Genomic DNA, 11,995 nt, shown 5'->3' on the forward strand with positions numbered 1-11,995 from the left:
GCTTAGAATGCTCCCCCCCGCACGGCGCGTGCCGGTTCGTACCTGTGTCGCCTGCCGCACGGCGGGGGGGAAGCGTGGCCTCCTGAGGATCGTCCGCCTCCCCGAGGGCGCGGGAGTCGCGGTCGATCCCACCGGAAAACAGAGCGGGCGCGGGGCCTATGTCTGCCCCACCTCTGCCTGTATCGAGCTCGCTCTCAAGCGCAAGGCCCTGGAGCGCTCTCTTAAAATCACCCTCCCCGAAGGCTTTGCCGAGACCCTGCGCAGTACCATTCCTCCTGAAAGTGCGATATAGTAACTGGTTGGAACCAATACGAGGGGGCCTTGGCCCCCTTTTTGTTGTCTTCCTCCCCCAAAAAATCTTATGTATCGAGGAGCGTCCCAATGAACGACTAAGGACGTGACTGCGCTCTTGAGGAGCGTTATCGGAAAGAGGTGTGCGATGCCGGTGAAAGTTTTCGAACTGGCCAAAGAGTTAGGAATCTCCAATCAAGAGATCGTCAGTCGTCTGGACAAGGCGGGTGTGGGTAAGTTTGCCCCCTCGCAAGAGCTCGACGACACCCTGGCAGCGAAGGCGCGTGCGGTGCTCAGCACCCCCGTCCAGCCCGAAGCCGCTGCGGGGGGAGCCACCATTGCCATCCCGGTCAATGTGACGGTTAAAGAGCTGGGAGAGAAGCTCGGGGTAGGCCCGAGTGAGGTGCAGAAGGTTCTGATGGGCCTCGGCGTGCTCGCCGGGCTGAACCAGCGCCTCGCCCCCGATGCGGTTCAGCGAATCGCCAAGAAGCTGGGCAAGGTCGTGGTGGTTGGTGAGGCGACTCCCGCCCCCGAGGCCGCTCCCACCGCTCCCAAGACCGCGCCCGCGGAGAAGCCCTTTGCTGTAGCGGCAGGGGCGGGAACCGCCGCCCCCAAGGGAGCCCCGCGCACTGCTGTCGGTAAGGGCAAGCCCACCGACTCCGTTCCACGTCCCCCCGTTGTCACCATCATGGGACACGTCGACCACGGCAAAACCAGCCTCCTGGACTACCTGCGCAAGGCCCACGTGGTCGATGGCGAGGCCGGTGGTATCACCCAGCACATTGGGGCCTACCAGGTCGAGATCGATGGCAAGCGCATCACGTTCTTAGACACCCCGGGCCACGCCGCGTTCTCCGCGATGCGCAAGCGCGGGACATCGGTGACCGATATCGTCATTATCGTGGTCGCCGCCAACGACTCGGTGATGCCCCAGACCGAAGAGGCCATCCAGGTGGCGCTCAAGGCCAAGGTGCCGATCATTGTCGCGGTGAACAAGTGCGACCTGCCCGAGGCGAACCCCGACAAGGTCCTCACCGACCTGACCCGCTACGAGCTGGTCCCCGAGGCCTACGGAGGCACGGTTCCCACGGTCAATATCTCCGCCAAGACCGGTGACGGCATCGACGACCTCCTCGAGGCGATCTTGCTGGTCTCCGAGATCGAGGTGGACCCCAAGGCCGACCCGCACGCCAAGATGCAGGGAACCATTATCGAGGCCAAGGTAGACAAGGGCCGCGGGACGGTCGCGACCGTGCTGGTCCAGCAGGGAACCCTGCGCCAGGGCGACAATGTCGTGGCGGGCGGGGTCTTTGGCAAGGTGCGCGGCATGACCGATGAGCGCGGCACCAAGCTGGTCAAGGCCGGGCCTTCGTCGCCGGTGGAGATCATCGGCCTCAACGGTGTCCCCGATGCGGGCGACCGGATCGAGGTGGCCAAGGACGAGAAAGAGGCGCGGGCACTGGCCGAGCGCCGTGAGCAGCGCAAGCGCGAGGATCGCCTCACAGGCGGTGGCAAGCTCACCCTGGAGCAGCTCTATGCCCAGCTCCACTCCGGCCCCATCAAGGAGCTCAACCTGGTGATCAAGGCCGACGTGCAGGGCAGTGTCCAGGCAATCCGGGATAGTGTCGAGCCGCTGGGCAACGACGAAGTCCGGGTGCGGGTGCTCTCCACGGGCGTCGGGCCGATCTCGGACAGCGATGTACTGATCGCCTCCGCGGACCACCAGGCCGACGAGAAGAACTGTCTGATCGTGGGCTTCAATGTCGGGACGGCAGGCAATGTCACCAAGAACGCTGAGAAAGAGCACGTCCAGATCAAGATCTTCTCGATCATCTACGAGCTTATCGATGCGGTCAAAGAGGGCATGCTGGCGCTGCTTCCCCCGATCTTCGAGGAGGCCGCACTGGGCAAGGTCGAGATTCGGCAGCTCTTCCGGCTCCCGGGTGGGCGCTCGATCGCGGGCTCGTATGTCCTGGATGGGGTGGTCAAGCGCAACTCCAGTGTCCGTGTTCACCGCGGCAAGGAGCTGCTCCACGACGGTCCAATCGATACGCTCAAGCGCTTCAAGGACGACCAGCGGGAGGTGGCGGCGGGCTACGAGTGTGGTATCACCATCCGTGGCTTCAACGACCTGCAGGTCGGCGATATCCTCGAGTGCTACGAGATGCGCCAGATCCAGCGCGAGCTCTAGTCAAGGCAAAAAAATCCCCGGAGCAACTTGCTCCGGGGATTTTTGTTTTACAGGCCGATACTAGGCTACGGCAGGACGTGCGCAACGGCGGCAGCTGTGCCGATGGAGCAGGTGGGGTCAGTGCCCAGGTTGCCGACGGTGTAGGTTCCGCTCGATGCACAGGTGGGAGTACCGCCCTTGATGTAGGTGGTGGTACCCGCGCCACAGAGCACGGACAGAGCGGGCAAGGTTCCGCCCTGTGCCAGCTTGTAGTCCATGGCGTACTGCTCCTTGGCGGAGTCGATCGTACGTAGGTTCTTAACACAAGCACGAGCGCGAGCGGACTCACGAGCACGGACAAAGTTAGGAACCGCGATCGCGACCAGGATACCGATGATCAGGACGACGATCATAATTTCTACAAGCGTAAACGCACGGCGAAGAGATTTCATTTTTAGCAAGTGACCTTTTTTTATTTGAGAGTTTGTTGCAACTCTCTGGCTATGTCTTAATTGTGGTCACTTGAAGTTTGTATGTATAGGCTTCTTAAGTGAATCTTTAGGATGATATTAGCTGGCTTCTTAGTCGGTAACCCATACCTGGTATTGTTACGAGATACCTGGGTCCACTAACATCGGGCTCAATTTTTTTACGAAGATGTGATAAGTGTACATGAAGAGATCTGATATCGTCATATCCTTCACCCCATACTTGCTTGAGTAAGTTTTTATAGCTGATGGCTTCGTCTATGTTCTTTACAAGTGCTTGTAGTATATCGAATTCTGTCTTTGTGAGGTTGATATATACATCCTCTCTGAAAACTTCGCGTTTGTTGAGGTCGATTCTTAGTGGCCCAATCTCGATTACTGCATTTGGAGATACTTTTTGCCCCTTCTGTGTTCTTCGTAGTACCGCACGCATCCGGGCCAGGAGCTCCCCCAGATAAAAGGGCTTGGTCAGGTAGTCATCGGCACCGAGCTCAAGAGCCGTGATCTTCATCTGGGGGGTATCGGCGGCGGTGACGAGGATGATAGGAACAGTGCTCTGCTGCCGAAGCGCCTGGCAGACCTGGAGCCCGTTCATGTCTCCCAGCCCAATATCGAGTAAGACAATATCCGGCGACACCTTGGCGAAGGAGTCCAGACCGCCTTGGCCCGTTGCGCTTGTGGAGACGGTCCAGTCTTGCTGCCGGAGCTGATCGGCCAGAACCTGCTGGAGATGGGGATCGTCTTCAATAACCAGTACGACTCCTGCACTCATTCGGGGGGCTCCATTTCGTAGCGGGGTAGGGTAACCGTAAACGCCGCACCGCCTTCGGGAGGCGAGCTGACCGTGATCGTCCCGCCTTGCGCCTCGATAATGCTCTTGCAGATCGCCAGTCCCAGTCCCGTTCCGTGGAGCTGCTGGCCGGGAACCCGGTAGAACTTCTCAAACAGAAACGGGTGAAACTCCTCCGGGATACCCGGCCCCGAGTCGCGGAGGGTGAAGCAGAGGGTCTGGTCGGTCGTGCTTGCGGAGAGAAAGAGCGGACTCCCCGGAGGCGTGTAGCGGATCGCGTTCTCCAAGAGGTTTATCACCACTGTCACGAGCCGCTCCGGGTCGCACTCGGTAAAGAGTGGCTCGGCAGGGAAGTCAATGCGGAGTGCATGCTCCGCAAGGAGGGGGCGCATCCTCTCCAGAGCATCCCCCACGACCTCGCTGAGCTCCAGGAGGGGCGCTCCAGAGTCGGGGGGGATGTGCTCCAAGCGGGACATGTCCAGCAGGTTGCGCACCTTGCTGGAGAGCCGCCCTAGCTCCTGCTCCAGCAGGAGGGCATAGGCTTGGAGGCGCTCGGGCTGGTGTGCAAGCTCAGGGTCATGCAGGCTCCCCAGGGAGAGCTGTAGGCTGGCGATCGGGGTCTTCAGGTCGTGGGAGACATTGGCCAGGAGGTCGGACTTAGCCTGTGCAAAGACATGGAGGCGCTCATTATGAAACGAGAGCTCCTGCGCTTTACGGAGCTGCTTATGGTAGCGATTGAGGGTCATCCAGGCAGCAAAGGGCAGGAAAAGTAGCAGCGGCGCGGTTGTCCGGGTGAGATTGATAACAGGAAAGTCTTCCTCGTTGTAGGCATCAACCTCGTTCTGCACGACCAGAAGGCACCACTGGGTCTCAGGGATAGGCGCGAAGCCCACCAGAGCGCGCCGTGCCATAAAGGGATGCTGGTCGATCGTGGCATCGGAGAGGCCTTTTCGTGCCCGATGGAGCGGCTCGTAGTTTAGGGGGACCTGCTTCCAGCGCTCCTCCGTGTTAGTCGAGACAATCACTTGGCCGTCGCGCTGGATAATAAAGACCTGAGTCCCTGTGATGGCAAAGTCGGCCAGCCAGAGAGAGAACCCTTCGGGGCGGAAAGAGGTCACCAAGTAGCCTTGGGGATTGCGCCGTGGAACCGGGCTAAAGAAGGTCGGGATGTTCTCCAGGCTCTCGATCAAGGGAAGATGAGGGTTTTGTGGAAAGCCCGCTCGGTGCAACGAGTCGACGAGAAAGTGAGCGAAGCGTGGGTCTGTGGAGTAGAGACACTCGCCCTCGGCGGAGAGCACCGTTGCCTGGTAGAGCCGGGGAGAGATCTCGCTGTACTGTGCGAGGGCATCTTGTTCTTTCTTCGTGAGCTGGATCTTTTTCTCGAAGAAACGATCCTCAAAAGAGTGAATCAGGCTTAGGGAGTCGCGGACATCGCTGGAGACAATCTTGGAGTAGATGACAGCAAGTGTGGCGTTTCTGCGGAGGGCATTCTGTTCGCGAAGAGAGCGCGCACTCATGAGGGCGCTGACGATATAGAAGCCCATCCCGATAAAAGCACTCAGGAGCAGTATCGAGACCAGGAGTGGCTCGCGCTGGCTGCGGTTTAGGGGGCGGTGTGTAAGCTCACGGAAAAAATTTAGCATCTCCTTTAAGACATGTTGGTAGATTTGCTAGGAAAGATAAGTCCTAAATGTAAAAAATCCCCGAAGCAGCTTGCTCCGGGGATCTTTTGTCTCTCGCTAGGGAAGAACATGGGCGACCGCTGCCCCCGTACCGACCGAACAAGTGGGGTCGGTTCCCAGAACGTTGACGGTGTAGGTTCCGTTCGAGGGACAGACAGGCGCGTTTCCCTTGATATACGTGCCGGTTCCCGTGCCACAGAGTACAGAGAGCGCAGGCAGGGTTGCGCCTTGAGCCAACCGGAAGTCCATGGCGTACTGCTCCTTGGCCGAGTCGATCTGGCGGAGATTACCCACACAGGCACGAGCGCGAGCGGACTCACGGGCACGGACAAAGTTGGGAACGGCGATCGAGACGAGGATGCCGATAATCAAGACAACAATCATGATCTCGACAAGCGTAAACGCACGACGAAGCGACCTCATAGTTTTGGTTTCTTAGGCAGATAGGCACAGATTAAAACGAGGGGGTACCGTGGGCACCCCCTCTGAAAAAACGATGCTAGCCTACGGCAGGACGTGGGCAACGGCCGCGCCGGTACCGATGGAGCAGACCGGGTCGGTACCCAGGTTGCCGACGGTGTAGGTTCCGCTCGATGCACAGGTGGGAGTACCGCCCTTGATGTAGGTGGTGGTACCCGCGCCACAGAGCACGGACAGAGCGGGCATGGTGGAGCCCTGTGCCAGCTTGTAGTCCATGGCGTACTGCTCCTTGGCGGAGTCGATCTGCTTCAGGTTGGCAACACAAGCACGAGCGCGAGCGGACTCACGAGCACGGACAAAGTTGGGGACAGCGATCGCGACCAGGATACCGATAATCAGGACGACGATCATAATTTCAACAAGCGTAAACGCACGGCGAAGAGACTTCATTTTTAGTTAGTGACCTTTCATGTTCGAGCCCAAGGGGTGATCCCGCTTCTCTCTTACAAAGAGAATTATGGCCCTTCGCCGGATTAACTTCAGGTCGATTTTGAGCACTTAGCCGCGCCAGATACCAGGTTTTGGGCCGCCGGGGCGGTTTTTTTGCCTTAGGGGCGGAGCGGGCCTTGCTCCGGGGCGCTTGGCGGGGAGGCTCTTTAGGTGCAAGTACCGCCAGAGCTCCGACTCGCGGCCTCGGGTGAGCTTGAGAGGGCCTTGACCACGCTGCTGCGCCCAGGCCCCTTCACGGTTGAGCAGGCTCCACATGACCTGGTGCTCTCGGAGCTGACGGCTCGCGATGAGCTTGGCGCGCTGGCGGGCGGCTCGAACCATCATGCCCTCACGGACAGCCACCGGCTGGCCCAGAGGCACCCCTGCATCGTCGTAGGACTGCACCTCGACACTGCCCTCCTCCGTGCTGACAATCATCTCCTGGGTCTCTTGGTCTAGGCCCACGGCAAAGAAGGTCCCCGTAACCCCCGCGACCCCACTGGAGGTCTCCACAGTGAACTTGGAGGGGTGGTTGGCCTTCTTGACCAAGGCCCAGACCTGGCCGCTGAGCACCTTGAGGGCAAACTGCTTATCCTGCCCCAGCTGGTTGAGTACCACAGTGCTACTGGCCCCGACCCGCACGACATGCTTGTCGGGGAGCTCGATCAGAAGGGCGGCATCGCTTGCGGTGCGCAGGACAGTGGCCGCAGGGACACGATCCCCGATGGAGAGGGGACGAAACGTGGTGCTACCGGGGAGCTTTTTCTCCACACTACCAAAGGCATCGGCGATGCGGGCAAAGGGGGGAGACTGCATGGTTGTCACTCCTTGACCGGGGCAGGCCGGAAGACCCGCACGGGCTGTTGTTTACCTCTGACGGTGATCTCTCCCAGGGGTTCAGCGGTGAGGCTCTCCAGCTGCGAAAAACTTCCCTCGCTGAGGAGAATGGGGGTCTTGAGGGTCTTGGTGGCCTCTTGAAGCCGCGAGGCCAGGTTGACCACGTCCCCGATCACCGTGCGCTGCATCCGCCCCGGGGTGCCGATAAAGCCCTCGCGCGCCAGCCCCGAGGCGATCCCAATCCCGACCTGAATGCCGATGGTCTCCGCCGCACGCTGCATCTCCCAGGCCCACCGGATCGCGCGCACCGCACCCGGCTCCTGCTTGGGAAGCTCGAAGAAGTAGAGCAAGATCGCATCGCCCATGAACTTATCCAGCTCCGAGCCAAAGCGCCGCGCCGCGCTATCGCCCGCCTCAAAGTACGAGCGCAGCATCGCCTCGACCGCATCGGCGCTGTGGGTCTCGCAGAAGCTGGTGAAGCCGCGGATATCGCAGAAGACCACCGTGACATAGACCTCTTGGGTCCCCAGCTGCATTCCCCTGCCCGAGAGGGCGCTATGGGCCGCCGCTGCCGAGACCTGGGTCTTGAAGGCGCGGTGCGCCCGGACGATCTCGTAGGGGGTGGTTATCGCAACCGAGAGGCCCAGCAGCAGGAGGGGCGTGGCGCTCTCCCACCAGACCCCCGTCCGAAGAAAGGTCGCGTGGGTCAGCAAGGTCCAGGCACTGCCCAGCAGGCCCGCGCCGAGCAGAGCGGGGAGAAGGGTGAAGCGCCAGACCAGGATCAGAAAGGCCACACTCAGCCCCAGCCCAATCCACAGGCTCCAGGCCTCCGTGGTCCGTAGGCTGTTGCGGGTGGCGGTCATGTAGGCGATGTTGGCCAGGATCTCGGTGCCGGTCATCTCGCCGAGGGGGGTCATGTGCCGGTCTTCGAGCGTGCTGTAGCGCCCGACAAACACGAGCTTGCCCTTGAGCTCTGCGGGGGGCGAGTCGCTCAGTAGGATATCCTCGTAGCGCACCCGTGGAAAGGTATTCTCTGGCCCCAAGTAGCGAATGAGCGCTGTATTGGAGCCAAAGCTGGCCGCGATTGGCAGCCGTAGCGTCCCCCAGAGGAAGTAGCCCCCGGTCACCTGTGCCGCCTGCTCCAGCACGCCCTCCCCCGCGGCTACCAGCGCAATCCCGAGATGCGGGACATGCCGGTCGAGGCGGGTGCTGCCTTGGTCCTGCACAAGCGAGGGAATAAAGCGCACGCTGCGGCCTGCGGAGCGAGGAACCTCCACGGAGGCGGGGGTAAGGCCCTCCTCTAGGGTCGAGGCGAGGGGGACGAAGGTCTCTTCCCCGGTCTCTGTCTGGAGCGGACGGGTGGCTGCAAGGGTCCCTTGGCGCGTCTTAAGGGCGCTGAGGAAGCTCTCGTCGTGCTCGCTTTTTTCGGTAAAGACCAGGTCAAAGGCGATCCCCCGCACCCCCGCCCGCTCTAGCTGGCGCAGGAGATCCCCATGGCACGAGCGGGGGAGGGGATAGAACGGGTCTTCAAGAACCTCGGAGAAGGCCAGCTTGATGGGCGTCTCATCGTCCATGGCGACGATCACCACGGGCGACTCGGCGATAGTCAGGGGCTTCTTGCGTGCGCTAGCCTGCAGGTGCCAGTCGTAGAAAGGCCACTCTAGATCGCCCACCGCAGGAAGCAGGGGGCTCGGCCGCCAGACGAGCACCGCGACCAGGGCAAAGGCAAGCACCCCAATAAACGCTAGCGCCTGTCCACGTCGGTTCATTCTGGTGACGATGATACCAGCAAAAGATGAAAACAAAATGGTGCTCCGGTATACGCTTGTTTGCTGAAAAACGAAACTTCAGTGATACTGTCCCGATATGTTTTCACGCGCAGCACTGTTGCTTACCTCTTTGTGTCTCCTCGTGCCGCTTCTGCATGCCCGGGAGCCGGAGCGTAGCAGCCGTCCGCTCCAGGCACACCGTCGCACGGCCCCAGCCCCGAGTCTCGATGGCGAGCTCACGGATGCTCTCTGGAAAGACGTCCCCACCGCCAGCGAGTTCACCGATCCCCAGACCGGAAGGCTCGCCGCCGACCCGACCGTGGCGAGGCTCACCTACGATAATGAGAGTATCTATGTCGCCATTGAGTGCCGCGACAGCCAGCCCGAGGGGATCGTGGGGCGGGAGCTGGAGCGCGATAGCCTCTACCGGGGCGACCGCAACAGCGAGGACTGGATCGAGGTCGCCTTCGATCCCTTTCTCTCCTTTAAAGAAAACGACCAGGCGCGCTTTGCGGTCAATGCGCTGGGAACCCGCTCGGCGCGCTTTGGGGGCGGTCGTGCCAACAAGGCGGAGTGGAGCGGGGCTTGGGACGCCGCGGTCAAGCGCACCCCGACCGGCTGGAGCGCGGAGCTACGGATTCCCTGGAAGGTGCTGAACTACCCTGCGGGGCAGGCGGGACAGAAGCGCGACTTCGGGCTCAACTTCACCCGCTTCCAGTACCGGACACGCATCCGCTCGCAGTGGAGCAACACGGGCCTGCAGGGCTTCTCGAACCTCATTGGGCGCTGGAAAGATGTCGAGGTGCCGCGAAGCGCCTTCCACCCGACTCTCTCCACCCTGCCCTACACGCTCACGTTTGGCGGCGATGGTCCTGCTGTGGAGCGGATGGGGATCGATGCCCGCTACCAAGCGACCCCCGATCTCACGGCGGTGGTGAGCGCCAACCCAGACTTTGCGACTGTCGAGAACGCGGTGCAGAGCATCGGCTTCTCCCGCTCAGAGCGCTTTGTGGAGGAGCGTCGGCCCTTCTTTCTCGAAGGCGGCGACTACTTCCGCACGGGGCAGTTCTTCTCTCTGGGGCCGCTGTTCTACTCCAACCGGATCGAGAAGTTCGATGTGGGGGCGAAGGTCTTTGGCAAGCTCAGCCCACAGGACACGATCGGGGTCTTGCTCACCGAGGACTTTGGCAACCGTAGCGACCTAGTGGCGCGCTACCGCCGCGATCTCTCCCCAACAGCCCAGGCGGGGGTCTTTATGAGCCAGAAAGATGCGCTGGCCGGGGACCACAACAGCGTGGGCGGTGCCTTTGCCAACAACCGCTGGGGGAAGGTCGGCTTCGATAGCCAGCACTTCTTCTCGGGCGGGCGGGTCGAGGGCGAGAAGGCCGACGGTTATGCATCGTCCAATAACTTCCAGTACTTCGATGGCAACCACTTCACGAGTGTCCAGTATCTGACAGCTAGCAAGGACTTCCGCGATGCCAATGGGCTGGTCTTCTTCAACGACTTCAAGGGCTTCTCGGGCTACCACAACTGGAGTCGTGAGTGGCGCAAGGGGGCCTGGCGCTCGTTCAATGTGGACTTTGGGCCGCAGTACTGGTGGCACCAAGACGGCCGTCCCTTCCAGCGCGGCGCGTCTCTGGGGGTGAACTTCCAGACCCGCTCGGACTGGAGCCTGGGGGTGAATGTCAACCACAGCCGCTTCGACGAGCAGACCGACCGGACGATTGGGTTTCGGCTGACCTCGGGGGTGAGCAATCGCTTCAAGAGCTACGGGCTAAACTTTACGACCGGAACCCAAGGCGGGGCCCCGACGCGCTTTTTCGGCCCGCAGGTCTCGGTGCGGATGCTCAAACGGCTCGATGTGATCTACCAAGGGGGGATTCAGGAGCAGAACGGCTGGAACCGGCAGCATATCGCGACCTTCAACTACCAGTTCTCGGGCACCCGGACGCTGGGAGGGCGTGTCGTCAGCCAGACCGAGCCGGGCAAGGCCCCCAATACGAACTGGTATGTCTCGTACCGCAATGCGGGCGGCGCGGGGACGGAGCTCTACTTCCTCTTTGGGGACCCCAATGCCGTAAAGTTCACGCCCCGCGCCGCGGTCAAGCTGGTCTTTGCGCGCTAGCCGCCGGTTGGAAACCGGCGGCTAGGAAGAGGCCTGGACGCTGGTATTGACGACGGGCTGGGCGGACTGCTCGGAGCAGAGGACGGTCATGAGGTTGGCGACCATGGCGGCCTTCTGGTCCTCGCTCATCTGCACCATCTTTTTCTCCTCGATCCGCTGGAGCGCCATCTCGACCATTCCGACCGCGCCCTCGACAATGCGCTGGCGGGCGGAGATCACGGCGGCGGCCTGCTGGCGGCGGAGCATCGCGCCGGCGATCTCGGGGGAGTAGGCCAGGTGTGAGAGGCTGGCATCGGTGACCGTCACCCCGGCGGGGGCGAGGCGGGCCTGGATCTCTTTGACCAAATCATCACAGACCTCGCTGGCGTTGCGCCGCAGCGAGATCGCCCTGTCGTCGTCGGAGTCGTAGGGGTGCGTGGCGGCGATATGGCGGATCGCGGTCTCGGACTGCATCGCCACAAACGACTCGTAGTTCTGCACCTCAAAGGTCGAGCGGTAGGTATCGGTGACTTTCCAGACAATCACGCAGGCGATCTCAATTGGGTTGCCCATGGAGTCGTTGACCTTGAGCTGCTGGCCGTTGAGCGTCCGGGTGCGCAGGCTGATGCGCTGCTTGCCCACCCAGGGCAGGGTCCAGAAGATCCCGTTTTTCTTGACCGTCCCGACATACTTGCCAAACATCATCAAGACAAAGCTCTCTCCTGGTGCCACGGTGAAGTAGCCGCCTAGCGTGAAGAAAACCAAGAGCATGAGGCCAACGCCAAGGGGGATGTTCTGGGTCGCGAAGCCAAAAATCGCGATCCCGACCAGGATTAAGTGGATGGCAATGGCGAGCCCACCGGGGAGCCCGACCGCATCTTTCTCGCGTGACCACCCCGAGGAGGTCTCCTCTTGGGGGTGCATCTGTTGTTGGTTCTGAAACATTGTCTGT

At 61.3% G+C, this 11,995-nt stretch carries 11 protein-coding genes; 3 read left to right on the forward strand and 8 right to left on the reverse strand.

Annotation, left to right across the window (positions count from 1 at the left end):
- The first annotated feature begins 7 nt into the window (after positions 1-7).
- Positions 8-292: an RNase P modulator RnpM gene (rnpM, locus tag HNQ39_RS01010; protein WP_184192038.1), complete on the forward strand. Its 285-nt coding sequence runs from the start codon at positions 8-10 to the stop codon at positions 290-292.
- A 153-nt stretch (positions 293-445) separates the two neighbouring features.
- Entirely contained in the window at positions 446-2,482 is a 2,037-nt protein-coding gene (gene infB, locus HNQ39_RS01015) for a translation initiation factor IF-2 (RefSeq protein WP_221289732.1), read from the forward strand.
- Between the two features lie 65 nt (positions 2,483-2,547).
- Here the strand turns inward: infB and HNQ39_RS30175 are convergent, their stop codons facing one another.
- The 7 genes from HNQ39_RS30175 to HNQ39_RS01050 form a co-directional block, all read right to left on the reverse strand.
- The gene (locus HNQ39_RS30175) at positions 2,548-2,913 is read right to left on the reverse strand and encodes a competence type IV pilus major pilin ComGC (protein WP_184192042.1); all 366 of its coding nucleotides are present in this window, start codon (positions 2,911-2,913) and stop codon (positions 2,548-2,550) included.
- Positions 2,914-3,019: 106 nt separating this feature from the next.
- Positions 3,020-3,721, reverse strand: coding sequence for a response regulator transcription factor (locus tag HNQ39_RS01025; RefSeq protein WP_184192044.1), 702 nt, complete (start codon positions 3,719-3,721; stop codon positions 3,020-3,022).
- Positions 3,718-5,382: a sensor histidine kinase gene (locus HNQ39_RS01030; RefSeq protein ID WP_184192045.1), complete on the reverse strand. Its 1,665-nt coding sequence runs from the start codon at positions 5,380-5,382 to the stop codon at positions 3,718-3,720. The genes HNQ39_RS01025 and HNQ39_RS01030 overlap by 4 nt, the downstream gene beginning before the upstream one ends.
- Positions 5,383-5,478: 96 nt before the next feature.
- The gene (locus tag HNQ39_RS01035) at positions 5,479-5,844 is read right to left on the reverse strand and encodes a competence type IV pilus major pilin ComGC (RefSeq protein WP_184192047.1); all 366 of its coding nucleotides are present in this window, start codon (positions 5,842-5,844) and stop codon (positions 5,479-5,481) included.
- Between the two features lie 81 nt (positions 5,845-5,925).
- Positions 5,926-6,291 (reverse strand): competence type IV pilus major pilin ComGC, encoded by a 366-nt coding sequence (locus HNQ39_RS30180; protein ID WP_184192049.1) that lies wholly within the window; start codon positions 6,289-6,291, stop codon positions 5,926-5,928.
- A 108-nt stretch (positions 6,292-6,399) separates the two neighbouring features.
- Complete coding sequence (locus HNQ39_RS01045) at positions 6,400-7,146, reverse strand: FecR family protein (RefSeq protein WP_184192051.1); 747 nt, start codon at positions 7,144-7,146, stop codon at positions 6,400-6,402.
- Positions 7,147-7,151: 5 nt separating this feature from the next.
- Positions 7,152-8,936, reverse strand: a complete 1,785-nt coding sequence (locus HNQ39_RS01050; protein ID WP_184192053.1) for a CHASE2 domain-containing protein — start codon at positions 8,934-8,936, stop codon at positions 7,152-7,154.
- Positions 8,937-9,033: 97 nt separating this feature from the next.
- Here HNQ39_RS01050 and HNQ39_RS01055 point away from each other — a divergent pair, with 97 nt between their 5' ends.
- Positions 9,034-11,064: a carbohydrate binding family 9 domain-containing protein gene (locus tag HNQ39_RS01055; protein ID WP_184192055.1), complete on the forward strand. Its 2,031-nt coding sequence runs from the start codon at positions 9,034-9,036 to the stop codon at positions 11,062-11,064.
- 21 nt (positions 11,065-11,085) lie between these two features.
- On the opposite strand, the gene HNQ39_RS01060 is transcribed toward HNQ39_RS01055, so the two are convergent.
- Positions 11,086-11,988, reverse strand: coding sequence for an SPFH domain-containing protein (locus HNQ39_RS01060; protein ID WP_221289734.1), 903 nt, complete (start codon positions 11,986-11,988; stop codon positions 11,086-11,088).
- Positions 11,989-11,995 lie beyond the last annotated feature (7 nt).

Origin of the sequence: Armatimonas rosea (assembly GCF_014202505.1) — a bacterium.
GTDB lineage: Bacteria > Armatimonadota > Armatimonadia > Armatimonadales > Armatimonadaceae > Armatimonas > Armatimonas rosea.

What these genes read in the sequence shown, in the direction of transcription:
- rnpM (WP_184192038.1), top strand. Translation starts at nt 8, where the DNA reads ATGCTCCCCCCCGCACGGCGCGTGCCGGTTCGTACCTGTGTCGCCTGC.
- HNQ39_RS30175 (WP_184192042.1), bottom strand. Translation starts at nt 2,913, where the DNA reads ATGAAATCTCTTCGCCGTGCGTTTACGCTTGTAGAAATTATGATCGTC.
- HNQ39_RS01025 (WP_184192044.1), bottom strand. Translation starts at nt 3,721, where the DNA reads ATGAGTGCAGGAGTCGTACTGGTTATTGAAGACGATCCCCATCTCCAG.
- HNQ39_RS01030 (WP_184192045.1), bottom strand. Translation starts at nt 5,382, where the DNA reads ATGCTAAATTTTTTCCGTGAGCTTACACACCGCCCCCTAAACCGCAGC.
- HNQ39_RS01035 (WP_184192047.1), bottom strand. Translation starts at nt 5,844, where the DNA reads ATGAGGTCGCTTCGTCGTGCGTTTACGCTTGTCGAGATCATGATTGTT.
- HNQ39_RS30180 (WP_184192049.1), bottom strand. Translation starts at nt 6,291, where the DNA reads ATGAAGTCTCTTCGCCGTGCGTTTACGCTTGTTGAAATTATGATCGTC.
- HNQ39_RS01045 (WP_184192051.1), bottom strand. Translation starts at nt 7,146, where the DNA reads ATGCAGTCTCCCCCCTTTGCCCGCATCGCCGATGCCTTTGGTAGTGTG.
- HNQ39_RS01050 (WP_184192053.1), bottom strand. Translation starts at nt 8,936, where the DNA reads ATGAACCGACGTGGACAGGCGCTAGCGTTTATTGGGGTGCTTGCCTTT.
- HNQ39_RS01055 (WP_184192055.1), top strand. Translation starts at nt 9,034, where the DNA reads ATGTTTTCACGCGCAGCACTGTTGCTTACCTCTTTGTGTCTCCTCGTG.
- HNQ39_RS01060 (WP_221289734.1), bottom strand. Translation starts at nt 11,988, where the DNA reads ATGTTTCAGAACCAACAACAGATGCACCCCCAAGAGGAGACCTCCTCG.